Annotated in this window: 25 protein-coding genes; 11 read left to right on the top strand and 14 right to left on the bottom strand. The window is 39.2% G+C overall.

The features are described from left to right. Positions 1 to 42: 42 nt before the first annotated feature. The gene (locus JWQ54_RS27820; protein WP_299591154.1) at positions 43 to 1,476 is read right to left on the bottom strand and encodes a DUF5723 family protein; all 1,434 of its coding nucleotides are present in this window, start codon (positions 1,474 to 1,476) and stop codon (positions 43 to 45) included. Positions 1,477 to 1,601: 125 nt separating this feature from the next. Continuing rightward, entirely contained in the window at positions 1,602 to 3,194 is a 1,593-nt protein-coding gene (locus JWQ54_RS27815) for a hypothetical protein (RefSeq protein WP_299591153.1), read from the bottom strand. Positions 3,195 to 3,440: 246 nt separating this feature from the next. Here JWQ54_RS27815 and JWQ54_RS27810 point away from each other — a divergent pair, with 246 nt between their 5' ends. The 4 genes from JWQ54_RS27810 to JWQ54_RS27795 all read left to right on the top strand — a co-directional run bounded on the left by JWQ54_RS27810 (position 3,441) and on the right by JWQ54_RS27795 (position 7,631). Further along, positions 3,441 to 3,827: a DUF423 domain-containing protein gene (locus tag JWQ54_RS27810; RefSeq protein ID WP_299591152.1), complete on the top strand. Its 387-nt coding sequence runs from the start codon at positions 3,441 to 3,443 to the stop codon at positions 3,825 to 3,827. 4 nt (positions 3,828 to 3,831) lie between these two features. Continuing rightward, a complete protein-coding gene (priA, locus tag JWQ54_RS27805) occupies positions 3,832 to 6,318 on the top strand; it encodes a primosomal protein N' (protein WP_299591151.1) in 2,487 nt (828 codons plus the stop codon). A gap of 47 nt (positions 6,319 to 6,365) precedes the next feature. Beyond that, complete coding sequence (locus JWQ54_RS27800; protein ID WP_299591150.1) at positions 6,366 to 6,833, top strand: OsmC family protein; 468 nt, start codon at positions 6,366 to 6,368, stop codon at positions 6,831 to 6,833. A gap of 141 nt (positions 6,834 to 6,974) precedes the next feature. Continuing rightward, complete coding sequence (locus tag JWQ54_RS27795) at positions 6,975 to 7,631, top strand: protein-L-isoaspartate(D-aspartate) O-methyltransferase (RefSeq protein WP_299591149.1); 657 nt, start codon at positions 6,975 to 6,977, stop codon at positions 7,629 to 7,631. Between the two features lie 134 nt (positions 7,632 to 7,765). On the opposite strand, the gene smpB is transcribed toward JWQ54_RS27795, so the two are convergent. Genes smpB through JWQ54_RS27780 form a run of 3 tightly spaced genes read right to left on the bottom strand, consistent with a single transcriptional unit; the run spans position 7,766 to position 10,775 of the window. Beyond that, complete coding sequence (gene smpB / locus JWQ54_RS27790; protein ID WP_094571524.1) at positions 7,766 to 8,215, bottom strand: SsrA-binding protein SmpB; 450 nt, start codon at positions 8,213 to 8,215, stop codon at positions 7,766 to 7,768. 29 nt (positions 8,216 to 8,244) lie between these two features. Continuing rightward, entirely contained in the window at positions 8,245 to 10,128 is a 1,884-nt protein-coding gene (locus JWQ54_RS27785) for an Nramp family divalent metal transporter (protein WP_299591148.1), read from the bottom strand. Further along, positions 10,125 to 10,775: a metal-dependent transcriptional regulator gene (locus JWQ54_RS27780; protein ID WP_299591147.1), complete on the bottom strand. Its 651-nt coding sequence runs from the start codon at positions 10,773 to 10,775 to the stop codon at positions 10,125 to 10,127. Before JWQ54_RS27780 ends, JWQ54_RS27785 begins: the two co-directional genes overlap by 4 nt. 127 nt (positions 10,776 to 10,902) lie before the next feature. On the opposite strand from JWQ54_RS27780, the gene JWQ54_RS27775 reads away from it, so the two are divergent. Next, positions 10,903 to 11,373: an Lrp/AsnC family transcriptional regulator gene (locus JWQ54_RS27775; RefSeq protein ID WP_091144699.1), complete on the top strand. Its 471-nt coding sequence runs from the start codon at positions 10,903 to 10,905 to the stop codon at positions 11,371 to 11,373. Between the two features lie 88 nt (positions 11,374 to 11,461). On the opposite strand, the gene ung is transcribed toward JWQ54_RS27775, so the two are convergent. Then, positions 11,462 to 12,139, bottom strand: coding sequence for a uracil-DNA glycosylase (gene ung / locus JWQ54_RS27770; RefSeq protein ID WP_299591146.1), 678 nt, complete (start codon positions 12,137 to 12,139; stop codon positions 11,462 to 11,464). Between the two features lie 74 nt (positions 12,140 to 12,213). Here ung and JWQ54_RS27765 point away from each other — a divergent pair, with 74 nt between their 5' ends. Then, positions 12,214 to 12,762: a DUF2892 domain-containing protein gene (locus tag JWQ54_RS27765; RefSeq protein ID WP_299591145.1), complete on the top strand. Its 549-nt coding sequence runs from the start codon at positions 12,214 to 12,216 to the stop codon at positions 12,760 to 12,762. A gap of 37 nt (positions 12,763 to 12,799) precedes the next feature. Here the strand turns inward: JWQ54_RS27765 and JWQ54_RS27760 are convergent, their stop codons facing one another. Beyond that, on the bottom strand, positions 12,800 to 13,012 hold the full coding sequence (locus JWQ54_RS27760; RefSeq protein ID WP_143167029.1) for a hypothetical protein: 213 nt from the start codon (positions 13,010 to 13,012) through the stop codon (positions 12,800 to 12,802). A 197-nt stretch (positions 13,013 to 13,209) separates the two neighbouring features. On the opposite strand from JWQ54_RS27760, the gene JWQ54_RS27755 reads away from it, so the two are divergent. Next, positions 13,210 to 15,180 (top strand): sialate O-acetylesterase, encoded by a 1,971-nt coding sequence (locus tag JWQ54_RS27755; protein WP_299591144.1) that lies wholly within the window; start codon positions 13,210 to 13,212, stop codon positions 15,178 to 15,180. A gap of 137 nt (positions 15,181 to 15,317) precedes the next feature. Here the strand turns inward: JWQ54_RS27755 and lysS are convergent, their stop codons facing one another. Further along, complete coding sequence (gene lysS / locus JWQ54_RS27750) at positions 15,318 to 17,039, bottom strand: lysine--tRNA ligase (RefSeq protein ID WP_299591143.1); 1,722 nt, start codon at positions 17,037 to 17,039, stop codon at positions 15,318 to 15,320. Between the two features lie 87 nt (positions 17,040 to 17,126). Continuing rightward, positions 17,127 to 17,285, bottom strand: a complete 159-nt coding sequence (locus JWQ54_RS27745) for a hypothetical protein (protein ID WP_299591142.1) — start codon at positions 17,283 to 17,285, stop codon at positions 17,127 to 17,129. Positions 17,286 to 17,367: 82 nt separating this feature from the next. Here JWQ54_RS27745 and JWQ54_RS27740 point away from each other — a divergent pair, with 82 nt between their 5' ends. Beyond that, positions 17,368 to 18,051, top strand: coding sequence for an HAD family hydrolase (locus tag JWQ54_RS27740; RefSeq protein ID WP_299591141.1), 684 nt, complete (start codon positions 17,368 to 17,370; stop codon positions 18,049 to 18,051). A gap of 162 nt (positions 18,052 to 18,213) precedes the next feature. Here JWQ54_RS27740 and JWQ54_RS27735 read toward each other — a convergent pair whose 3' ends face one another. Continuing rightward, positions 18,214 to 18,942, bottom strand: a complete 729-nt coding sequence (locus JWQ54_RS27735; RefSeq protein WP_299591140.1) for a CPBP family glutamic-type intramembrane protease — start codon at positions 18,940 to 18,942, stop codon at positions 18,214 to 18,216. 158 nt (positions 18,943 to 19,100) lie between these two features. Continuing rightward, positions 19,101 to 21,014 (bottom strand): long-chain fatty acid--CoA ligase, encoded by a 1,914-nt coding sequence (locus JWQ54_RS27730; RefSeq protein WP_299591139.1) that lies wholly within the window; start codon positions 21,012 to 21,014, stop codon positions 19,101 to 19,103. Between the two features lie 317 nt (positions 21,015 to 21,331). Here JWQ54_RS27730 and JWQ54_RS27725 point away from each other — a divergent pair, with 317 nt between their 5' ends. Both JWQ54_RS27725 and JWQ54_RS27720 read left to right on the top strand, forming a co-directional pair. Further along, complete coding sequence (locus JWQ54_RS27725; RefSeq protein ID WP_299591138.1) at positions 21,332 to 22,063, top strand: nuclear transport factor 2 family protein; 732 nt, start codon at positions 21,332 to 21,334, stop codon at positions 22,061 to 22,063. Positions 22,064 to 22,352: 289 nt separating this feature from the next. Continuing rightward, on the top strand, positions 22,353 to 22,874 hold the full coding sequence (locus JWQ54_RS27720) for a transposase (RefSeq protein ID WP_299591137.1): 522 nt from the start codon (positions 22,353 to 22,355) through the stop codon (positions 22,872 to 22,874). A 104-nt stretch (positions 22,875 to 22,978) separates the two neighbouring features. Here JWQ54_RS27720 and JWQ54_RS27715 read toward each other — a convergent pair whose 3' ends face one another. The 3 genes from JWQ54_RS27715 to JWQ54_RS27705 all read right to left on the bottom strand — a co-directional run bounded on the left by JWQ54_RS27715 (position 22,979) and on the right by JWQ54_RS27705 (position 25,129). Beyond that, positions 22,979 to 23,305, bottom strand: coding sequence for an iron-sulfur cluster assembly accessory protein (locus JWQ54_RS27715; protein WP_299591136.1), 327 nt, complete (start codon positions 23,303 to 23,305; stop codon positions 22,979 to 22,981). A gap of 86 nt (positions 23,306 to 23,391) precedes the next feature. Beyond that, positions 23,392 to 23,805, bottom strand: coding sequence for a Fe-S cluster assembly scaffold IscU (gene iscU, locus JWQ54_RS27710; protein WP_299591135.1), 414 nt, complete (start codon positions 23,803 to 23,805; stop codon positions 23,392 to 23,394). A 112-nt stretch (positions 23,806 to 23,917) separates the two neighbouring features. Next, positions 23,918 to 25,129, bottom strand: a complete 1,212-nt coding sequence (locus JWQ54_RS27705) for an IscS subfamily cysteine desulfurase (protein ID WP_299591134.1) — start codon at positions 25,127 to 25,129, stop codon at positions 23,918 to 23,920. A gap of 103 nt (positions 25,130 to 25,232) precedes the next feature. Between JWQ54_RS27705 and mce the strand changes: the two genes are divergently transcribed. Further along, on the top strand, positions 25,233 to 25,661 hold the full coding sequence (mce, locus tag JWQ54_RS27700; protein ID WP_299591133.1) for a methylmalonyl-CoA epimerase: 429 nt from the start codon (positions 25,233 to 25,235) through the stop codon (positions 25,659 to 25,661). Positions 25,662 to 25,946: the final 285 nt, after the last annotated feature.

Raw genomic sequence — 25,946 nt, 5'->3', positions numbered from 1 at the left:
CGCATTTAATAAATCCGAAATCGAATATCCGAATTCCGAAATCTAGTTGTCTGTTTTAAATATGCGTCCCCACAAACGGCTTAAAAATCCCTTTTCGCCTGTTGGGATAACACTTGCATTCATGGGATGCTCTATTACCGGTCCAATCTTAAGTGAAAAGCCTAAAAAGATATCAGCCCCGGTAAATGCACTGTTTTGAAAGGTCTGGGTTGTACTTTTATTTAGCTGTGATGACAATAAACTGCCGGTTTGCGATAGTTTATCACTGCCCAAATAAAATTCAAAATTTGGAGTTTGTACCATAAACTGTGCACCCAGGTTAAACATTTTCAAGTCATCATAGGTTGTGGTAAGGGTTAAAATGTATTTTTTATACTGAAAAGGATTAACCAAGGCACCGGTAAAACCCGGATAAAACAATTCTTTTGATGCTATAAGTGTTGGCGAGTACCGGAAGTTTTTATTATCATCTATCCAGAATTTTTTATGGATACTTAACTCGGCCCTGCCATCAATCGGAGTGTTAAATGATGTTTGTACTGAATTACCATGAATTATGTGGCTAACTGCATTGTATATACTGTCTTCTCTGCTTTTTGATGATAAACCATTTATAGTAGTAATATCATTAAATGCACCCACACGTGAACGGCTGCTCCAGTGAATAAAGCCCAGGTCCTTTATATTCCCCTGTATGAAAAAGCTATCCTCCGTTCGGAAGGTTGCGCCTAATGAGATAGCCGCCCCCGGATTGCGGAAAGTTGGCAAATAATCGCGGGAAGTTAAATGCCCGGGAATGTAATTTGTATAATAAACGCCGCTTAACCCCAGGATAGCCGAATCATTAATATTATCAAAAACTACTTGTGAGCTGGTAGTATTTAACTTTTCATATTGTATGCCTAATAACGCACTTAACTTTGCGCCAAAAGAAAATTGCTTATTGATCTTTTCTTTATAAGTGAAACTGATTTGGTGGTATGATTGGAAATGGAAGTTATTATTAAAAATATTAGAATAGCTATTGGCGTTAAAACTTGCCGGGCCATTTAACAAGGCTATTGACTCATCGGTAAATGTTCCTTTTCCTTCCATTTTGGTTTGCACCGCGAAACCCAGCTCAACATCTCCATTCAGGCTCGAAAACATTTTGAACATAATAGAATACGCGTTCAAATTAGCATTTAAATGATTTTCCCTGCCCTTGTTTATCCGTAATGCTGTATTATTATACATATTATTAAAAGCCCGCCCCTTTAGGCTTGCCTGTGCATCGCCAAGAATAAAAAAGTTAACGTTAAAATTGGGTACCAGGAAATTGGAGGCAAATTGCTTGCTTGAATCGGTTATAAAAGCTTTTTGGGAAGGGTTTTCAAAAGAGTCATACAAACTGCCTGTATTATACTGGGAAAATTGTTGACCAAAAATTTTAACTGAGAATGATATTAACAAAAAAACAAGTAAAATCTTCTTCATATATCGCGCAGTGACGGTATTTTTATATTCGTCTTAAAGATAAAACTCCAAATCGATTAATTGAAAAATAATAACAATAAACCAGTTTAACGAAATTGAGTGTTTATAGTTGTGTGAATGAAGGTCTATTTTAATTGGTAAGCAGTTGTATCGGTACTCAGCTTCATGCAAAAATTGGTGTAAAAGTTTTTGTCAGCCGCGGTAAACTGAAACGATGCAGCATAAAAATTTTTCCACCCGGGATCAATTGATTTAAAATCGTCATATACACCCGGATCCATATCTCTTTCGAGTATAGGTTGAGCATTTTTAAAATGAAAAAAGAAAGCAACATTGCTTTGTGCTGCCAGTAAATTATCAAACTGGTTATATTGTTCGTTTTTGTTTAAAAACTTACGGTTTATATAGGTATCGTAATAGCTTGCTAATTCAGCATTGCTATTAGCAAGTATTAAATAATTGTCAATTATTATAAAATACGGTTTTCTGAAAATACTGAAAGCATCGCCCAGTAAAAAAAACGGTAACTTATCATAACTTAATTGCCCTATGTTTTCATCGTTCATAGTACTTATAGCCGTTATAATTAATTTGAGCTTTGATCCGTCTTTTACAGATATTATCGCGAATTTTTCAAAAAAACGGGTTGTTACAATAGCAAACTCATTGCCAAGTAAACTATTGAACTCAGTTTTTATTTTCACTGCAGCTTCAGCTTTTACCTTGCTGTATAGTTGATCTCTTTCGGCTGAAAGCCCTGTTTTATTCTGCCAGTCAGTTAGGTTTGTGCCAAATTTCAAAGGATTTGAAACAGAGAAATTGGTACTGTATGCAGTTGTTGAAGGAAAAATATCTTTCAGATGATTAATAACCGGTTGCTGGCCTGTAAATAGGTTTAAATAGCTTAACGGGCCACTGTTTTGCACCGTTGTAGATCCGTTAAACATAATAGCATCACTGCGGTAATTCAGGCTTAATGTTGCCAGCGCAGGCAACAGTTTAAAGTTTTTAAAAATATCAGTATTTTTATTTTTAAACAGTTGCTCAAATAAGGGAGAAAGCTCAGTGTAATTTACATAAAGGTTAGCCAGTGAATTATTGCTTTGCTGCTCGGAAAGTAAAACAAAGGGTTCTTTATCAGCCTTGTTTTTATGAGATATACTTTGATCTATCAGTTCTTTTGAAAAACTGCCTGAAAAAACATTGTTCCCTTTATTTATTATATAAAAACGTTTTTTTAGTGCACTTATATAAATGTTATATCCAGATCTTCCCGCAGTACGGATAGGGGTTACCAAGAGCCCGCTGTTTGTTTTTTTACTTAACTGGTCAAACAAATCAGGTTCAAACCCATTGGCCGGCGACATGGAGAGCAGCAGATCAATGCCATCTGTTTTTGAAGGATGTAAGGAAATGAATATATTTTGACCGGTAAAGTATTTGCTTAATATCGGATTTTGAAGTAGCTGCTGCCTTAGGGTATCTAACAGGCCCAGTTTCTGTTTTCCAATAACTGCTGCAAATAGTTTGTTATCTTTAAAAATATCATAAAAACCTTTATCATTATTAAATTCAAATATCAACGATGCATTACCAGGGATTGAATCCATTACCTGGTTGGTACGTGTTCCCGGCGGGTTTAAGTTTTTAAAATAAACAACCGTTACAAACGCTGTAACTGCTAATAAAATTAGGGTAATAATTATTTGCTTTTTCATTGCTGACTGCTGTGCAAATGTAGGTTTTTAAGTTGATTAAGTTAGATTAGGTTGATTGCGTTGATTAGGTTGCCATGGTCGGTTTTTTAAATTATAATTGTTTAAAATATTAATATCAACCAGGCTGCTTTCTGCTTTAACTAATGCAACATGTAAGTGATTTTTAACCCTGTCAACTTAATCCAACCCAATCAACCTATCTCAATAAATCTTAACTTTGCCGCTTATAACTCATCTTTATAACTCATGAAGAAGAAAATATTTATTACCGCTTCTATTTTAGGTGCGCTTGCTGTTATTGCAGGTGCTTTTGCTGCACATGGCTTGCAAACACGTTTATCTGTGAAAGATATGCAGGTATGGAATACCGCAGTACAGTACCAGTTTTACCATGTATTTGCCTTACTGGCTTTATCACACCTGAGCAGGTACCAAACTACACTTGTTAACACTTGCTATTATCTTTTTACCATTGGGATAGTATTCTTTTGCGGTTCATTATACCTGCTTGCAACCCTCGAACTACTTGGATGGGCGTGGATCCGGATAATTGGCCCTGTAACCCCGCTTGGCGGATTTCTGTTTATTTGTGGATGGATAACTATGGGTATTGCTGCTACCAAAAATAAATAATTTAATGTTAGAGTTTGCCGAAGCACAGTATACCGACCGCGAAACACTTTTTGTTGAAGTGATTTTGCCTTTGGCAATTGCAAAAAATTATACCTACCGCGTTCCTTATGAAATGAACGACGCTGTAATGGTGGGCAAGAGAGCAGTAGTGCAGTTTGGCAAAAGCAAGCTTTACACCGCAATTATTGCATCAATAGGCAAACTGGCGCCTGAAAAATACCAGGCAAAATATATTATAGAACTATTGGATGACCGACCTGTAGTTACCGCCGAACAGTTAAAGTTTTGGCAATGGATGTCGGAATATTATATGTGTACTTTGGGCGAGGTGATGAATGCCGCATTGCCATCAGCATTAAAACTGGCCAGTGAAACACGGATAATGCTTAACAAAGATTATGAGGTTGACCGCACATTGCTGCACGACAAAGAATTTTTAATTGTTGAAGCGCTTGATATTCAGCCCGAACTAACCGTTAGCGATATTGTGAAGCTGTTGGGGCAAAAAACGGTTATGCCTATTTTAAAATCATTATTCGAAAAAAATGTAATTCATATATCAGAGGAGGTTAGCGAACGTTATAAACCCCGTACCCGGAGTTTTATAACGCTGAATCCTATTTATCAAAACCCGGATAATTTAAGGGAGCTTTTTGGCATTCTTGAAAAACGTGCCCCTAAACAGGCAGATGCTGTATTGGCCTATATAAAGCTTTCACGCCATCAAAAAAGTATTTCAAAAAATGAACTGATTGAAGAAAGCGGAGCAGGTGTGGCAAGCATTAAATCGCTTGAAGAAAAGGAAGTATTTGTTATTGAGGAAAAAAATGTAAGCCGTTTGTTTTTTGAAGAAGAAGAGCTTTACAGCAACTTTGAATTAAGTGAACAGCAAAATGCGGTACTCGGAGAAGTTAAAGAGCAGTTTAAGCAAACGGATGTGGTGCTTTTGCATGGGGTTACATCATCCGGCAAAACACAGATCTATATTAGGCTGATTGAAGAGATGATCAGCTCAGGCAGGCAGGTTCTGTATCTGCTGCCTGAGATTGCACTCACCACACATATTATTGAGCGCCTGCGCGTATATTTTGGGGCGAGCATAGGGATTTATCATTCCCGGTTTAATGATAATGAGCGGGTTGAGGTTTGGCAAAAAGTTATCAGTAATGAATATAAGGTTTTGCTGGGGGCACGGTCAGCTGTTTTTTTGCCGTTTAATGATCTGGGTTTGATTATTGTGGATGAAGAGCACGAAACTTCGTACAAGCAATTTGACCCTGCACCACGCTATAATGCCCGCGATGCCGCTATTTTTTTAGCTAATATGCACAAGGGTAAGGTGTTGTTAGGCTCAGCGACACCATCATTTGAAAGCTATTACAATGCCCGGATCCATAAATATGGCTTTGCAGAGCTTACCGAAAGATATGGCGGCGTAAAGCTTCCTGAAATAGAGGTGGTTAGCATAGCAGAAGAAACCAGGCGAAAAACCATGCAATCGCACTTTACAAGTGTGTTGATGGGGGATATTAATAAGGCTCTTGAAAATAAGGAACAGGTTATTTTGTTTCAGAACAGGCGCGGATATGCACCGCTGCTGATGTGTAAGATATGTGCCTATACGCCCAAATGTATTAATTGTGATGTTAGCTTAACCTATCATAAAAGCAGTGGTAAGCTGCATTGCCACTACTGCGGGTATAAAGAAGATGCCCCGCAGATTTGTCCTGCTTGCGGATCAACCCACCTTGAATACAAAGGCTTTGGGACAGAAAAAGTTGAAGATGAACTAGCGATGATTTTACCGGATGCCCGGATGGCCCGTATGGACCTGGATACTACCCGTTCGCGCAATTCATTGCAAACCATATTAAATAATCTTGAAGAGAAGAAAATTGATATACTGGTAGGCACGCAAATGGTTGCCAAAGGATTGGATTTTGCAGATGTTACGGTTATAGGGATTATCAATGCGGACAGCCTGCTGAAGTATCCTGATTACCGTGCCAATGAGCGCAGCTACCAGATGCTGGCCCAGGTTAGTGGCAGGGCAGGGCGCAGGGGCAAGCAGGGGAAGGTGGTGATCCAAACTTATGACCCTGGGCACCGCGTTATAAAACAGGTTATTGAAAATAATTATACCGATCTGTATTTTACGGAGATGGAGGAGCGTAAGAGTTTTAAATATCCACCATTTTACCGCATCATTAACCTGGATATTAAGCACAAAGATCCCGAAATTGTGCATAATCAATCCATTTACCTTGCCAATGAGCTACGTAAACAGTTCGATGACAGGGTAATTGGGCCTGAATTTCCGCTGGTTAGCCGGATCAGGAACTATTATATTAAAACTATAATGTTGAAATTTGAAAAGGACGGCATCTCCATTAATAAAGTAAAAGCTATCATCAGGGATATAATTACGCAGTTTCAAACCACTAAGCTGAGCAAAGGGAGCATAGTGCAGCCTGATGTTGATCCATATTGATTTTTTTCAATTTAGTAGTGATAACTTTGTTAAAAAATCACTGATTTATGAGCGAGCATCATTACAAAACAAACATTGCCTGGACAGGAAACCTGGGCAACGGAACAAGTGACTATCGGTCATATGAAAGAAGTCACACAATAACTGTAGATGGAAAACCAACAATTCCCGCTTCATCCGACCCCTCATTTCGTGGTAGTAATATAAGGTATAACCCCGAAGAGTTGTTGGTAGCATCGCTTTCCTCATGCCACATGTTATGGTATCTTCATTTATGCTCGGTAGTGGGCATTGTTGTAATTGAATATACTGATGAGGCAAAAGGTATTATGATAGAAACCTCAGACGGCGGGGGGCATTTTAAAGAGGTAACTTTATATCCCAGGGTTATTGTTAGCGATGAATCAATGATTGATGAAGCTAACGCCTTACATCAGAAAGCAAACAAAATGTGCTTTGTGGCCAACTCCTGTAATTTTCCGGTTTTTCATAAACCCACATGTAACACGATTTAAGGATTTTATTTAGTTAAACCGGGTGAGAGCCCAATTGTGTAAAGAAAATCAATCTGAAAATTAATCAATTATAAATCCTTTCTCCTATAAATCTGTTAAATCAATAAATCGAGTCAAATTCGTATTAGATTTGTACTTACAATGGCCTATAAGTATATCGACAATTACCGCGAAAAAGGTGCGCGCAAGTTACTGGTTGAAGAATTAAAGAAAAAAGGAATTGATGACGAACGGGTTTTAGCCGCAATAGGCAAAGTAAAGCGCCATTATTTTTTTGATGAAACCTTCTGGAACCAGGCCTATAAAGATATAGCCTTTCCAATAGGCGAAGGGCAAACTATATCTCAGCCTTATACGGTAGCCTACCAAACCCAATTGCTCCATATTAATAAAGGCGACAAGGTGCTTGAGATAGGTACCGGCAGCGGATACCAAACATGTATCTTGCTTGAACTCGGCGCAAAAGTTTATACTATTGAACGGCAGGAGAAATTGTATAACCTTGCCCGCCTGGTTTTACCGCATATTGGTTACAAAGCTAATTTTTTTGTTGGAGATGGCTCAATAGGCTTAGCCAAACATGCGCCTTACGATAAAATAATAGTTACTGCCGGTGCGCCAACAGTTCCGGATGTGTTATTAAAACAGCTGAATATTGGAGGCATCCTGGTGATCCCCGTAGGTGACGAGCGATTGCAAAAAATGGTTACCATAATTAAAGTTGCCGAGCATGACTATGAAAAGATTGTGCTGGATACTTTTAGATTTGTGCCGTTGGTTGGAGATAAAGCGTGGTAGAAGGAATTTCGGATTTCGGATGTTCGATTTCGGATTTAATTTAAAAGGATTTAAACGCAGGATAAACAATGGTTTAAATAAATTTTTCTAAAAAAACAATTCCGAAATCGAACATCCGAAATCCGAAATCAAAATTATCTTTTCATCGCTCTATCCATCTCAACCTTTGTATCACGCTCTTTTAGGGTTTCGCGTTTATCAAAGGTCTTTTTGCCCTGGGCAAGGCCAATTTCCAATTTGGCAAAGCCGCGTTCGCTGATGAATAATGCAAGAGGTACAATAGTTAATCCTTTTTCCTCGCCGCGGGTTTGCAATTTTTTTAATTCTTTTTTGGTGAGCAGTAAAACGCGGTCGCGTTTGGCTTCGTGGTTATAAAATGAGCCAAAACTATACTCAGCTATATGCAGGTTCCGTACATAAAGCTGATCATTTATAAAAGTGCAAAACGCATCATTAATATTGGCTTTACCATCGCGGATAGATTTTATTTCAGTACCCAGTAACTTTATGCCTGCAATGTATTTATCAAGTATGTGGTACTCAAAATAAGCTTTTTTGTTCTTTATATAAATATCCTGGTTCATCACTGCCTCTTTTGCTGCAAATATGCAAATTATTTTTGTGGCTTAACCACCAGCACAGGTACGTTCACCTTGTGGCGCACGGAATTTACAGTTGTTCCAAAAATCAGATCTTTTAATGCCTTATGTCCATGCGATCCCATTACTATAAAATCGATATCCTCGCTGTTTACAATTTTAGCTATTGAGCTTGCAGCGCTTCCGTAACCAATTTGGGCTCTTGCCTTATAACCATGTTTTACAAGCGTATTAACATAAGTGTTAAGGTTATCAACGTCGCTTTGTGTTTCGTGGTCCATTACTTCAGTACCGTAGTAACGTGCGCCTGCGGTTTCAACAACATGTATTAATGTATAAGCTGCATGTTTGCCGCCCTGCATTATAGCGTTTCGGATACAATCTGCGTCGTTTTTTGAAAAATCAATAGTTATACCTATATGGTTGTAAACAACCGGTTTCAAGTCTTCAATTGTAGTGGCTAGGCCATGGGGTACTTGTGCAGGCATATCTCTGTGTTTAAAAAATATCGGCCTTAAAAATACATATACCAGTAATAGTCCAACGCCAACTATCAGGGGTGTTGCCAGCCCGTAAACCCATACAGTAGCCGAAGGGTATTGTGTTATCCAGTCGCCAATTTGCTGATACACCAATTTTGCATTTAAGCTTACAATTACAATAGCACTTGTCCAGGCCAATATTTTAACTTTTAAACTGATGGCAAATTTACCCATTCTCTTTTTGTTTGATGTAAAATGGATAAGGGGGATTACCGCAAAACCTAACTGCAGGCTCAATACAACCTGGCTTAGTATGATAAGGCTGCCCAAACCACTTTCACCAAAGTAAATAATAGTGAAAACAGCAGGTACAATGGCCAGCACACGGGTTAGTAATCGCCGCAGCCATGGTTCAATACGCAGGTTAATGTGCCCCTCCATAATTATTTGCCCGGCAAGTGTGCCGGTTATAGTTGAGCTTTGGCCCGATGCTATTAAAGCTATTGCAAAAAGGGTAGGGGCTGTAGCACCAAAAATATGTTCCAGCAATTTATAAGCATCCTGAATTTCAGCAACCTGGAAGTAGCCGTTTTTGTAAAATGCCGCCGCCGCTAATATCAATATGGCAGCATTAACAAAAAATGCCAGGTTTAGTGCAATAACCGTATCAAACAGATTGAACTTAATAGAGGCTTTGATACCCTCATCTGTACGGGTTATTTGCCTGGTTTGCACTAATGATGAATGCAGATATAAATTATGCGGCATTACCGTTGCTCCGATTATACCTATGGCAATATATAATGCGCTGCCCGATAAATTACCCGGAATAAACCCTTTGGCTACACTGACAACATTGGGCCCGACAATAAACATCTCAATTAAAAATGATAAGCCGATAATAAATATCATCGACATAATGAAAGCTTCAAGCTTGCGCATGCCTTTATTCATCAGGAACAGCATCAATACTGTATCGGTAATAGTAAGCGATATGCCCCATAACAGCGGCAGGTGAAACAATAGCTGTAAGCCGATGGCCATACCGATGATCTCGGCCAGGTCGCAGGCTATAATTGCTATCTGGGCCAATATGTAAAGACAGAAATTTACAAAACGGGGGTAGGCATTTTTTGAAGCTTGTGCCAGGTCAAGCCCGCGCACAATTCCCAATCGCGCACTGAGTGATTGCAGCAACAATGCTATTAGGTTTGACGCAAACAAAACCCATATCAGCCTGTACCCAAATGCGCTGCCGCCGGCAATATCTGTCGCCCAGTTGCCCGGATCCATATAACCTACGCTAACCAGGTAAGCCGGACCCAAAAAAGCTAAAACTCTTTTCCATCCGGTTTTACTTTCGGTGTTTATTGAACTATGAACATTAGCTAATGAACGGTCGTTTTTGTTACTCATAAGGTGATCAATAAATTATTAGCTACCTCGCGGCTTATCTGTACGGTTTTGTTTTCCATCTGCAATACCATTGATCGGTCGAACTCAATAATGTCTTCAACCATTATTTTTTTTCCTATAGTAAGGCCATGCTTTTCCAGGTATTGTAAAAAAGCGGCAGAGTGGTCACGCACTCCGCAAATTATCCCGCTTCCATTAAGTTCAATTGCTGAAACGGGCTTCAGATCATGTATTTTAAATTTACCATTGGAGTCAGGTATCGGATCCCCATGAGGATCATATTTCGGGAAGTTCATAAATTTATCGAGGCGGTCAATCAGTTCGTTTGAAGAGATATGTTCCATCTCTTCAGCCATCTCATGTACCTCGTCCCATTTAAAATTCAATTTCTCAACCAAAAAAAATTCCCATAGCCTGTGCTTGCGGATAATATTTACAGCAATTTTTTCGCCCGCGGCCATAAGCGTAACGCCCTGGTATGGGGTATAATTGATAAGCTCTTTATCAGCCAGCTTTTTCAGCATGTCTGTTACCGACGATGCCTTTGTATTTAATAGTGCTGCAAGCTGGTTAGTGCTTACACTTTCGGCATTAAGTGACAGGTGATAGATTGACTTTAAGTAGTTTTCTTCGGCTAAAGTATTCATTTATACAAATCTAATTAAAAATTTAGACAAACCTAAATATTTGTAGAAAAAGAATTTATTTCGGTTAAAGGCGTTTTTTAAAAAATTTTATTTTGTAGATTAAGTAAAAGTATATATTTGCATTACTATGGCTGCTGAATTAGATAAAATAGACCTGCAAATATTAAAGATATTACAAGAAAATGGAAGGATAACCAACCTTCAACTGTCAAATGAAATAGGGCTTTCGCCCGCACCAACTTTAGAACGGGTGCGGAAGCTGGAAAATGCAGAATATATAAAGAGCTACCATGCTTTGGTTGATGAAGAAAAACTTGGCCTTGGGATAAAAACCTTTATCCAGATCTCTCTTGATTTTCATCAAAAAAACACTATCCAAACATTTTTGGATGAGATCCAAACCATCAAAGAAATTACAGAGTGCCACCACGTAACCGGGCAGTGTGATTTTTTATTGAAAGTATATGTACGTGACATTAAATCATATGAACAATTGATCATGGAAAAAATAAGCCGCATCACCGTGGTTAAAACTTTCCAAACCATGATGATCATGTCAACCAGTAAGAAAGAACCGATAGTGCCGCTGGAGTATTAATTCGATTTGAAGATTTGACGATGTGTCAATTTGAAGATGAATTTATTCTCCTGTAATGTTCAAATCTTCAAATCAACACATCTTCAAATTAGTGTATCTGCCAATCAATCGGCTTCTTACCTTCTTTTATAAGTATTTCATTAGTTCTTGAAAATGGCTTTGAGCCAAAAAAGCCCCGGTCTGCTGAAAATGGCGACGGGTGAGGTGATTTAATGATGTGATGTTTTTTCTGATCAATCAGTTCGGCTTTGGCCTGTGCAAAGCTTCCCCAAAGGATAAACACAATTCCTTCTTTTTCTTCGGAGATCCTTTTTATTACGGTATCGGTAAACGTTTCCCAGCCACGTTTTTGGTGCGAGCCCGGTGTACCCGCTCTAACGGTAAGGCTTGCATTTAGTAATAGTACGCCCTGAGTTGTCCATTCTGTAAGGTCGCCATGGTTTGGAATAGTAAAACCCGGGATATCCGTCGCCAGCTCTTTGTAGATGTTTCTTAATGATGGAGGTATAGTGATGCCCTTTTGTACCGAAAATGACAAACCATGCGCCTGGCTTTCGCCATGATAAGGATCCTGGCCAAGTATAACTACCTCCAGTTTATCAAACGGCGTTTTGTTAAATGCGTTAAATATATCGCCGTTTTTAGGGAATATTTTGTGCCCTGCTTCCTTTTCTTCTTTCAGGAATTTCCTCAGATCTGCCATATACGGCTTATCAAATTCATCACCCAAAACTTTCAGCCACAAGGGCTCTAATTCTACTGCCATAAATATTTATATAGATGTTGATTTAGCGTACAAATAAACGGATATTTGCATACTAATTTTTAGTTTACAAAAAGATGTCAAATATAGTAAGGTTAATTATTGCCTGTGTAGTTTTAGGTGCTGCCGTTGCTCTTTGTGCCTTTGGTTTTTGGGGCTGGGGCATATTGGTGTTGTTTTTAGGTGGTATTGTGTTGTTAAGCTACTTTTTTAATGAAAACATGATCATCTCACAATGGTTTTTACGTAAAGAAAAATCAGAGAAGGCCGAAGAATGGTTATTAAAAATAACTGATTACGAAAAGCAGTTAAATAAAAGCCAATGGGGGTATTATAATTTATTAATCGGCCTGGTCGAGTCGCGCAAATCACCTTTGAAATCAGAAAAATATTTCAAGAAGTCGCTTACGTTAGGTATGAAAATGTCGCATAACATTGCATTGGCAAAGCTAAGTCTTGCCGGGATTGCCATGGCAAAGCGCAACAAACGCGAAGCGCAGATGTATTTGCAGGAAGCTTCAAAAGAGGATAAGAATAAATTACTTACCGACCAGATAAAGATGATGAAAAGCCAGATGGCACAGATGGATAAACAGGTAGTAAGAGGCGGATATCGCCAGTATTAAGATAATTTAAAAAACGTCCCGAATTATCGGGACGTTTTTATTTCTCTTCAATTGAGCTGTAATAATCAGGCTCAGATGAGTGGTGCTGATTGGGTGATACGTACCTGTCGGCGATAAATGAACTTTCTTCCGAAGGATTAGCCACTTCAACCATTTTTAATAAGCTTCTGATAAAAGATAAATTAAAATTGCTTCTATTCAATTTTATCAGGTATTCTTTTTCGGTTATTTCCAGAATTGAATTTGTCATAACTATATTAGTATGTGTTATTTACAATATTAAGCATCTATAAATACACTAAAGTACTGTTCATTTTATCATTTGGTTAACAAATTGTTATCAACTAGGCAAATAGATTGTTACGCATGCATCAAAATTCAGGTTTGTTAATTCTTTATATTTACCATCAATTGTAAAACAAAGTCCCTTTCCTGAATCAACCAATTATGAAATTTTTATTCATCATTCTTTCAGTTTTTTTTACTGTCTCTGTAACTCACGCGCAGCTAACAACATCAAAATTATTTGGCGACCATATGGTATTGCAAAGAAACCATGATATACCGGTGTGGGGCCAAAGCGCAAAAAAAGCCAAAATATCAGTTAGCTTTAATAAGCAACTCTTAACAGTTAAGGCTGATGAGCAGGGTAACTGGAAAGCCACTCTTCATCCAATGCAGGAAGGCGGCCCCTATGTTATGAAAATTTCTTCCGGGAAAGAATCCATTACCTACTCAGATATTATGCTTGGCGAGGTGTGGCTTTGCTCAGGGCAATCAAACATGGAGTTTCAGCTGAAAAATGCTTATGGATACAAGACAGAGCAAAAGATTGCTGCAAAAATTGCAGTCCGCCAGTTTCATGTTCCAAGCAAAATAAGCCTGACCCCCGAAAAAGATCTTGCCAGTGGTGGCCAATGGACAATTGCAGCGGCCAATACCATAGGCGATTTTACGGCAGTAGGTTATTTTTATGCCAAACAACTGGCTCAAAATTTACATGTTACCGTGGGGATAATAAACAGTAGCTGGGGAGGAACTGAGGCAGAAGACTGGATAAGCAGGGAAGCAATGTCAGGCTCACCCGAATTAAATGCTATCGTGCCAACACTACCCCAAAACAATGAACAACTGAGCCAGCGAACAGACAAATTATTAAAATCATGGGCTTATCATAACAAGCCTGTTGTAAATTATACTTCGGAGGAACTTGCCGCTAAGCCAGCCTATTTTTTTGAAAACTGGCAGCACGGCAATGCGCCGGGTTCCTGGGAGTGGATGGGAAAACTTTATTCCTATCGCGGACAAGGGTTTATGCAGCGTACTATTAGCCTTGATAGTTCTTATTCTTCAATGGGGTCGATAATTTCGCTGGGAGTAACAGATGCGGATCTGGCTGTTTATGTTAATGGTAAACTCATTAACAGGAGCACTTCAACAACCGGGTCTCAATTTACCGTACCTGCCGGAACATGGAAGGGAGGAATGAATAGCTTAGTGATTAATTTACAATCAGCGCAAAAAGATCCTTCCTGGTTTGGAATAGGGCTTAATGGCAGCGGCGTGAATGATTTAAATGTTCGTTTTGCCGATACTACCGTTAATTTAGCCGATGGCAACTGGCGCGTAATGCCCGATTTGAGCAAGCCGTATCATTTCGACTTTTTGCCCAATAACAATGCGTTTACGCTTTATAATGGAATGGTAAATCCGCTTATCCCTTTTGCAATTGCAGGAGTGATCTGGTACCAGGGTGAATCAAATGCAGATAGGGCATATCAATACCGTTCTGTTTTTCCATTGCTGATCACCGACTGGCGTAACAAATGGAAACAGCAGCTCCCGTTCTTATTTGTACAGCTATCGTCATTTGGAGCTTCGCAGAGCAGTAATTTTGGCAGTAGCTGGGCCGAGTTGAGGGAAGCCCAAAACATGGCGCTGCAATTACCTAATACCGGCCTTGCCGTTACTACCGATATCGGGGATGCATTTAATATTCATCCAAAAGATAAGGCAGATGTTGGTTACAGGCTGGCAGCATCGGCATTAACTAATGTTTACCATTTACCGGGCTTTTTTGAAAGTCCGCTATTTACCGCTGCCGATTTTACAAATGGCTATGCCATGATAAACTTTAAAAATGCGGAAAGTGGATTGATGGCAAAAGACATATATAATTATGTGAAAGGATTTGAGCTGGCGGGGGCAGACCATAAATTTTATTATGCGCAGGCTGTAATAACCGATAAAAATAAAGTAAAGGTATCATGTAGTGCGGTCCCCAACCCGGTTGCAGTTCGTTATGGCTGGACTAACTCGCCAATTGATGCCAATCTTTTCAGTATCCAGGGATTACCGGTAAGCCCGTTTAGGTCAGATACCTGGGATGGCGTAACCTTTGGGCATAAATTTGAATAGGAAAGTATTACAATAAAAAAACTCCGTGTTACTCTGTAAATCCTCTGCGTGCTCCGTGGTTAAAAATTACCGCAGAGGGCGCAAAGAAGGCACGAAGATCACGGAGTTAATTATCGATCTCTTTAATTTGAAGGATATTACGCAAACCAGGCCATTACCAGTTCTTTTGAAGGCAGGGTGATATCGAGCTTTAACTTTTTACGCATTCCGCCCAAATCATTAAACACTTTGTTTGGGTTGGCAGCTTTTAAATCCTCAAGCGTATTAATGCCCATTTTGTTTAATACAGGTACCCATTCGGCAGGTACGCCAATATGTAAAAAATCATCTGCCGTAACCGTTTTTGCCTTTTTCTCCGGGCGCATCTGCGGAAAGAATAATACTTCTTGTATAGCGCTTTGATTGGTCATCAGCATAACCAAACGGTCAATACCAATTCCCAGTCCTGATGTTGGCGGCATACCGTATTCCAATGCGCGTAAAAAGTCATCATCCATAGCCATTGCCTCATCATCACCACGGCCGGCTAATATCAGCTGCTCTTCCAGGCGTTCACGCTGGTCAATGGCGTCATTTAACTCAGAATATGCATTGGCAATTTCTTTGCCGTTTACAAACAACTCAAAACGCTCAACCAGTCCCTCTTTTGTACGGTGCTTTTTGGCAAGCGGCGTCATCTCAATAGGGTAGTCGGTAATATAAGTTGGCTGAATGAGGTTAGCTTCAACTTTAGCGCTAAAGATCTCATCAATCAGCTTGCCTTTACCCATTGAAGGGTTAACTTCAATACCGAGGTCTCTACAGGTTTCACGTAATGCAGCTTCATCCATAGCTGAAACATCAATGCCGGTATATTTCAGAATGGAATCGTACATGGATAGTTTTTCGTACGGCCCTGCAAAATTTATCTCATTGGCGCCTACCTGTACTACAGGGATACCATTCACAGTGCGGGCAACAATTTCCAAACACTCTTCAACCATGGCCATCATCCAGTTATAGTCTTTATAGGCCACGTAAATTTCCATGCTGGTAAATTCCGGGTTGTGGGTGCGGTCCATTCCCTCATTACGGAACATCTTCCCAAACTCATAAACCCCATCAAAACCGGCTACAATAAGTCGTTTTAAATACAGCTCATTAGCTATGCGCAAAAATAAAGGCATATCAAGCGTGTTGTGGTGTGTGCTAAACGGACGTGCCGCTGCACCACCATGCACAGGCTGTAATATTGGGGTTTCCACTTCCATCCAGCCCTTCTTGTTAAAGTACTCGCGCATGCTGCTGATCACTTTTGAGCGCTTTATAAAAATTTGCTTGTACTCCGGGTTAACGGTAAGGTCAACATAGCGCTGGCGGTAACGTAATTCAGGATCAGTAAAAGCATCATGTATATTCCCTTCTTCATCACGCTTTACAACCGGTAATGGTTTTAATGCTTTCGATAATAGCATCAATTCCTGTACGTGTACAGAGATCTCTCCTGTTTGAGTTAAAAATACAAAGCCTTTTATGCCGATATAATCGCCAATATCCAGTAGTTTCTTAAATACAGTATTATATAAAGTTTTGTCCTCACCGGGGCAAATATCGTCGCGTTTTAGATAGATCTGCATCCGGCCTGTTGAATCCTGCAGCTCTGCAAATGAAGCATTCCCCATAATGCGGCGCGTCATAATGCGGCCGGCCAGGGTAACCTTTTTATAATGATCTGGGAAACGATTAAAATTGTCGGTAATATCCTGCGCAAAGGCAGTTACTTTATATTCTTCGGCGGGATACGGATTAATACCTAATGCGCGTAATTGCTGTAATGATTCGCGGCGTAAAATTTCCTGTTCGGATAGGGCAGTACTCATATTTTTAATAAAGGTGCAAAAATAGCGTTTTTTTGGAGAGGGTGGGTAAGAGATGTGAGATTTGAGACAGGAGATTTAAGATTAATATCAAATTTTGAAATATTTAGCCAACTCTTCAATCGAAATCTTTATCCCTTTTCCTTGCTCCCCATCTTTTCTGCTTTGAATTAATTTTTTAGCGAGATACGGGTTAGTCATTATCCGCTCTGTCTCGTCTTTGGGTTGACTACCATTTATTTTTTTCATTTTTAAGCGATAAAAGTACAGCTTAGATTTGTCAACTTTTTAAAAGTTGACAAATCTTCAACCGGAGCATATATCTTTGAATATGAAATTAAAAGTAATTGCATTTGATGCCGATGATACCTTATGGGTAAATGAACCCTATTACCGGCAAACAGAAGAGCAGTTTTACAATTTACTGGGCGGATATTCGTCACAGCGCGAGTTAGAGCGGGAGTTACTGAAAACAGAGATTGAAAACCTTATTTTATATGGCTACGGCATAAAGGGGTTTGTGCTTTCGATGATTGAAACTGCTTTAAGGATCTCAAATAAAACCATAAGTACAGAAGTAGTTGGGGCGATATTAGAGTTGGGAAAGCAAATGCTTAATCAGCCAATTGAACTGCTGGATGGGGTTGAGGATGTGCTGGAAACATTAAAAAGTAAATACCGCCTGGTTGTTGCCACAAAAGGCGATTTGCTTGACCAGGAACGGAAGCTAAAAAAATCAAACCTGAGCCATTATTTCCATCATATCGAAATCATGTCTGAAAAGGATGATGCTAATTACCTTAAGCTGATCAGGCACCTTGATATCCAGCCGGATGAATTAATGATGGTAGGCAACTCCTTAAAAAGCGATATATTACCTGTACTGAAGGCTGGTGGCTATGCTGTACATGTTCCTTACCATATTACCTGGGCCCATGAGCAAATTGAACATACCATTGAACATGAAAGGTTTAACAGCGTGATTGCAATTAAGGATATACTTGAATTTTTGTAGCAAATGAATCAACTAACAGAAACAAACATCCCAAAATATTCATTAAAGCAGGTAAGCCAAAATAGGAGCAGTATTAAGTCAAATTTTGTCTTTTTCTGACTTAGAACTCAGGACTTTCGACTCAAGTCTAAGCGTCAATTCATGATTGATACGACACTAGCCTTAAACCCGCCCTGCTGAAAGGAGTACAGAAACTGAGTTGATAATACAGTGCAGGGCAAATCCCCACCAAAAACCATTTTTAAAGCGGAGATACGTAATACCCCAACCCATGCAAAGTTGCGGGATTATGTATATGGGATAGAGCAAGATCAATGGCCATTGGATAGGGGAGTAATTGCCGATGTGCATTAACCCAAACAGGCACATTGATAAAATTATTAGTTGTTTACGAAAACGGTGATCAATAATTGAAAGGTTATTTGGTACCAGGAATATGCAGATAAAGTAAATGGCAGCTGATATTGAAAGCCTGATGCCAAAATTTATTAACTGACTGGTAATATTGCGGAATAAGAATCCGGCAAATAAAAACGCAGCAGCAGCAGCAAATGCTATGGCAATATGTTTTTTTTTTAATGATAAGGGCAACCTGAATACTATTTCTTCCAGCAACGGACCTACGAGGCAGATATAAAGTGCAGCTTTCCAATAGCCCAGTTTATGAAAAAAATGACTCATCTCATTTTTTTGTACCTGGTTAATAGCTTTAAAATGAAGCACGTGTGTAACAAACTGATCTGTTGCTAAAATTAACGGTACAACTAATATTATAACAAGAAAAACCAACCCGTAGATTTTCAATAATCTGCCTGTTTTTTCAACAAAGGTAGATTTTGATAACAGCGAAAGGTTTGGATATTCGCTGATGGTTAGCAGTTCTTTAAACACTTGTTTTGATTTGAAAATGTTGATTGATTTGAAAATTTGGAAATTTTAAGATTTGAAAATGAACCTGTTTGTGCAATATGAAATGAAGTTGATTTTTAAATCTTCAAATTCTCAAATCAACGCATCTTCAAATCAACCCACATCATCAAATTTTCAAATCAATCCGCTTCGGTTTCCCATGTATACATTTCATCAATAGCTTTTGCGTATTTCTTTTCAATCACTTTGCGCTTGGCTTTCATGGTAGGTGTTATTTCGCCATCCTCAATGCTGAAAGGGTTACGTTTTACCTTAAAGTTTTTTATCCGCTCAAATTTAGCAAGCTCGTTTGAATATTTTTTTACATCCTGGCCAATCCAATCGATAATCTCTTTGTCGTCAATAAATACATCCGGCTTTTCAAAAAACTCATGGCTTAAATTAAATGTTTCCTGCAAAATTTCCTTTGAGGGTACTATAATAGCAGTTATGGATTCTCTCTTGTCACCAATTAAAAATAGCTGTTCAATCTTTGGGCTCTTTAAATAGGTATTTTCAACCGGGGTTGGGTATATATTTTTACCATAAGCATTTACCAGCATATTTTTCAGCCTGTCTGTTATCTGCAGATTTCCTCTGAAATAACGCCCAATATCTCCGGTATGGAACCATCCGTCAGGATCAATTACCGAGGCGGTCTCTTCCGGTTTGTTCCAATAGCCTTTCATAACACAATGCCCACGCACAATTATCTCGCCCTCTTCCGACTGGAAATTCTCTTTAAAAGTATCATGTGTTTGTATGGTATAAATCTGTTTGGTATCCACATTTTGTATGGCAACCTCAATTCCCGGAATTATGCGGCCAACGGTACCATAAATTATCCGGTGGGTTTCGGTAACAGACATTACGGGCGATGTTTCAGTTAGCCCGAAGCCTTCCAGTACTTTTATTCCCAGGTCGCCGAAAAACTCGCCTATGTTTTTAGGCAACGCACCCCCGCCAGAGAGCATAATTTTTAAACGTCCTCCCGTTTTTTCTTTTATTTTACTGAATACCAGTTTATCAGCAATTTTGTGCTGCTGGCTAAGTATAAATCCTGGGTCTTTACCGGCTTCATTTGCAAGGCGTACTTCCCTGCCAATTTTAAGCGCCCACAAAAATATTTTTGATTTAACGGCACCTGCACTTGTGCCATTTTTCATGGCTTTGTCATGAATGCGCTCTAAAAGCCGGGGGACACAATTCATTATAGTTGGTCTAACTTCAGCCATGTTTTTTGCAAGCAGATCAAGGCTTTGTGCAAAGGCCATACGGCTGCCAGTATAAAGGCAAATATGATAGGTAGCAGTACGCTCAAATACATGTGATAATGGCAAAAAGGACAGGAAAATATCCGAAGTCTCAATAATTGGAATCTGGATCAGGCTGTTCCTTGCATTTTCGGTAAGGTTAAAATGCGTAAGCATAACCCCTTTAGGTATGCCGGTTGTGCCCGAGGTATAAATTAAACAGGATACATCAGATGGCAAAATAGCTTCACGTGCGCCGTTTATGGCCGAAGTATATTGGTCGTCCATTTTTAAACCTTCGTCAATTACCTGTTTAAAGCTTACGACACCTGCATTAAGGCTTAACTTTGCTATTGATTTTTCAAAATCATCAAATGCCGGAATTATCCTGATCAATGCCGGGCAATTATTGGCAATTTTAACAATTTTACGTAACAAAAAAGGATTGCCCACCAAAAGAGTTTTGGCGCCGGAATCATTTAAAATATATTCAATTTCTGTTTCTGAAAGAGTAGGGTATATTGATGTATTTATTGCCCCAATTTGCTGCAGTGCCTGGTCGTAATAAATATAATCCGGACCGTTTTCAATTATTAAAGCTAAGCGGTCGCCTTTTTTAATGCCGATATTAAGTAACCAGGCCGAAATGGCATCTATTTTCTCTAATGCCTGCCTGTAACTTATCTCAACCCATACATCACCAACTTTGTGAGTCATGAAGGTTTGCGTATCTGGATGAATGTTTTTTACAATGTTGCGGATAAGACTGGGAATAGTTGATCGTTCAGATGCCGTGTTCATTCAATTAAAAGGGGTTTTATAATATAAACAAAGCTAATTTATTTTTATTAATTGATGCACTGATTTTATTTGGAGTGATTACACCGATTATTTTTTACATTTACAACATAATTGCTTTCACTACATATCAAATAAGGATTGCCAAGAATCCGGCCTGCTAAACAGGTTATGTAAACGCTGGTTTATTAACCAGCACAAGGCTTTACATTGCTATTTTTTTCAATAGCCACAATTCAATTTTAATTAAAATCACTTAATAATTTATATAGAGTCATAGCCAGTTTATTGCTATGGCTCTGTTATCAGAATAAAAATTTATGGAACAGAAATCCAATAAAACAATAGTATTAGAATGTTACCGCAAGATAATCCGTGATCTTGACCTTTCATTGGTTGATAGCTATGTAAGCGAGAACTATATCCAGCATAGTCCCATAGTTAAAGATGGAAAGGAAGGCTTGTTAGAAATGTTAGCCTTTCTTAAAACACTACCTAAACCTGCGGAACAAGGGCCATCACCCGTAATGAGGGTGATAGCTGATGGCGATTTAGTGGCAGCCCACCTCGATATTAAATTTATGGGACAAAGAGTGGCTGTAATTGACCTGTTCAGGCTGGCAGATGGCAAAATAGCTGAACATTGGGATGCAGGACAAACTTTAACAGATGAGGATGAAGATAGGGTTACCATGACCAATGGAACAACTGTAATTGATGAAACTGCTGATGCAAATATGAGTAAAAGCTTGATCAGCGATTTTTTCAAGAATGTGTTTGAAAAAGGAGATGCCGCTAACAATTATTTAGCAGCCGACTATGCAGAACATAATACTGCAAACAGATTGCTAAGCAAAATGGATAGTACGATCAAAGTTCACAGGATTATCGGCGAAGGCAATTTCGTTGTTGCGCATTGTGAATGTATTACTTCGGGTAAAACCTTTGCACAAATACACATATTCAGAGTTGATGTAAATAAAATTACTGAACACTGGAGCGTGGAGCAGGAGGTGCCAGAGGTAATGGCGCATGGAAATGGGATGTTTTAAACCACTAAAAGACCCAATTTATCGGGTCTTTTAGTTTTCTCTTCCCCGTTGGCTGTGTCCTCACAGCCAATCACCATGCTAATCGAAAATGTATTAGTTTGATTTATTCAACAGATAGAAATGTGCCAGCGGGTAAACGTAAACTTGTTAATATACTATATGGATATGATGATGGATATGATGTGAATGTCCTGGTGGTTGGCTGTGAGGACACAGCCAACGGGAGGGGGGAGCTAAGGCAGAAAATATATTGGTTTGAAGAAATATCTGAAAACTATTATCTTCATATATGGAATTAAACACCGTCTACTTTTATACAGTTGCAATTCTTGACTGGATCCCTCTTTTAGAAACAGATCGGTTTAAGCAAATTGTATTAGACAGCCTTATTCATCTTGTTAAAAGAGAGAAGTTGATAGTTTATGGCTTTGTCATAATGCCAAACCATATTCATGTACTATGGGAATGTAAAGCTAAAAATGGCAAAGAAATGCCTCATGCAAGCTTTATGAAATTTACCGGGCATGAATTTCTAAAAGAGCTTAGAACGATAGACAGTCCATTATTAAATAAATTTAAAGTTGATCGTAATAGTCGTGATCATCAGTTTTGGCGGAAGAATGCATTGCCGGTTATAATGTACGATAGAAAAATATTGGAGCAGAAATTGAGCTATACACATTATAACCCATTACAGCCTCATTGGAATTTGGTAATTGACCCTAATGATTATTATTTTTCTTCCTGTTCTTTTTATGAACAGGGCGATAATCGTTTCGACTGGTTAACACATTATATGGATGTACTATAAATGTCCTGTGATTGGCTGTGGGGACACAGCCAACGGGGAAGAGAAGGTAATAAAACAAAGAAGGCGCCAATTGGCGCCTTCTTTGTTTTATAGAAATATCAGGGTTACACCGAAAAACTTTCCCCGCAGCCGCAAGTCCGGCTTGCATTAGGGTTGTGGAAGTTAAAGCCCTTGCCATTTAATCCGTCCGAAAAATCAAGCTCTGTGCCGGCAAGGTAAAGGAACGATTTCATATCCAAAGCTATGCGGATGCCGCGATCTTCAAAAAACTGGTCCCCTTTTTTTATTTCGTTATCAAAATCAAGGTTGTATGATAAGCCTGAGCATCCACCTCCCTGAACAGATACCCGCAGAAAATACGAAGCATCAAGCCCCGAGTCAGTCATGAGGTTATCTATTTTACTTTTTGCTTTATCAGTTATTGTTATCATTGTTTTAATTAGATTCAAGAATCAAGAAAGCAAGAATCAAGAAAAATTAGTCTTGGATCCCGACTCTTATTGTCTTGCTTCTGTTCTTAGTGATGTACTTTTTGGCTTTCAATTGCCGCCATGCCATTTTTTACACGGTAATCATTAATCGCCGCTTTTATTGCATCCTCTGCCAATACCGAGCAGTGAATTTTCACCGGTGGAAGCGCCAATTCTTCAACAATATCCATGTTGTCAATCTTCATGGCATCATCAATGCTTTTGCCTTTAAGCCATTCTGTAGCTAATGACGATGATGCAATAGCTGAGCCGCATCCAAATGTTTTAAATTTAGCATCAGTTATCATGTTATTGTCATCAACCTGGATCTGCAGGCGCATAACGTCGCCGCATTCAGGGGCGCCCACCAAACCTGTGCCTACTTTGTGGTTACTTTTATCCAAAGTGCCCACATTGCGGGGGTTGGTATAGTGATCGATTACTTTATCTGAATAAGCCATTTTACTTTAATTATTGAATTAGTGATTTATTGAATTAGTGATTTTAATGCCAATTCGTTATTTTATATTTTTTGCATCCGCACATTCGCACATCCGCATATTTGCACATCAATTAATGTTCTGCCCACTCAATTGAGTTAAGGTCAATACCTTCTTTAAACATTTCCCATAGCGGAGAAAGCTCGCGAAGATGGGTGACCGATTTTTTGGTTACTTCAATTGCATAATCTACTTCCTCTTCAGTAGTAAACCGGCCTAAACCAAAACGGATAGACGAATGCGCCAGGTCATCTGATAAACCTAAGCTTTTCAACACGTATGATGGTTCCAGCGAAGCCGATGTACAAGCTGAACCTGATGATACAGCCAGGTCCTTCATAGCCATCATTAAGCCTTCGCCTTCAACATATTTAAATGAGATATTGGCTACATGCGGTAAGCGATGTTCAACGTTGCCGTTTACATAACTTTCTTCCAGTACAGTTAACGAAGCCTGTAATTTATCGCGTAAAGCTGATAAACGTTTTGCTTCGCTTTCCATTTCCAAACCGCACAATTCACAAGCTTTACCAAGGCCAACAATGCCCGGTACATTTAATGTGCCTGAACGCATTCCGCGCTCATGGCCGCCACCGTCCATTTGAGCGGTAACTTTAACTCTTGGGCCTTTGCGGCGTACATACAATGCACCAACGCCCTTAGGACCATATATTTTATGAGCAGTAAGTGCTAAAAGATCAATTCCATCCCTGTTAACATCAACCGGGATCTTACCAACGGCCTGTACAGCATCTGTCATAAACAATGCACCATATTTATGGGCAATTGCAGCAATTTCTTTAATTGGTTGTATAACACCTATTTCGTTATTACCATACATTACTGATACTAAAATAGTATCACTGGTCATGGCTTTTTCAAGCACTTCAAGGTCAAGCAGACCATCTTCCTTAACCGGCAGGTAAGTAACTTTTCCGCCAAGTTTTTCAACGTGTTTGCAGGCATCAAGAACAGCTTTATGCTCGGTAACTGTAGTTATTATGTGGTTACCTTTTTCTTTATACATCTCAAACACGCCCTTAATAGCAAGGTTATCTGATTCTGTAGCACCTGATGTAAAGATAATTTCCTTATCGCTGGCACCAATTAACTTGGCCACCTGCTCGCGTGCATAATCAACACCTTCTTCGGCTACCCATCCAAATGGATGGTTACGGCTTGCAGCATTACCAAATTTTTCATTAAAATACGGCAACATCGCTTCCAGTACCCGTGGATCCATGGGAGTTGTAGCGTTATTGTCTAAGTATATCGGAAGATTCATAAGCGAATATTATTAACAATACAAAGATAGATAAAGTTTATTTAAAATCATTCAAAACAAGGCTTAAACTACTTAAAGCAGCATTAATTTACAATATTTGGACATGAATAAGATTGAGCATATTGGCATAGCTGTTAACAGCCTCCAAAGCGCAGGAAAGATCTATGGAAAACTGCTGAATACTACTATCTATAAAATAGAAGATGTGCTTTCTGAAGGCGTTAAAACAGCTTTTTTAAGTGCAGGCCCCAATAAAATTGAGTTATTGGAGGCATCAAACCCGGATAGCCCGATTGCTAAGTTTATTGCCAAAAAAGGAGAAGGGATCCACCACATTGCTTTTGAGGTTGATGATATAAAAGCTGAGATGGAACGGCTTAAAGGCGAAGGATTTGTATTGTTGAACGATGAGCCCAAATTAGGGGCTGATAATAAGCTGGTGTGTTTTGTGCACCCGAAGAGTGCAAATGGGGTGCTGATTGAGTTATGTCAGGAGTTAGAACCAAGAATCAAGAGCCAGGAATCAAGATGAAATTTATTTGCGTTAGGGATAGAAACGGATACCGCCCACGTGGCTAAGGCCTGTGCAGTTTGAGCGGATAGCCCGGCCCGCTTCTATCAGCGGGAACGCCATTATTTTCTGAACCGGGATTAAACAGATTAGAGGATTTTAGCGATTGCCGGCGATTTTAAATATTTTTCCTGGTAAAAGCAAAATCTGATAAATCCAAAAATCCGTTTAATCCCGGTTCAGACAACTTCGTGCAGAAAGACGCGAAGCATCGCGTCTCCTGCATACATTCCCTAATCAATTTAA

Origin of the sequence: Mucilaginibacter sp. (assembly GCF_028288225.1) — a bacterium.
Lineage (GTDB): Bacteria > Bacteroidota > Bacteroidia > Sphingobacteriales > Sphingobacteriaceae > Mucilaginibacter.
The sequence above is the reverse complement of the archived record's forward strand: the minus strand, read 5'-3'. Positions and strand labels throughout refer to the sequence as shown.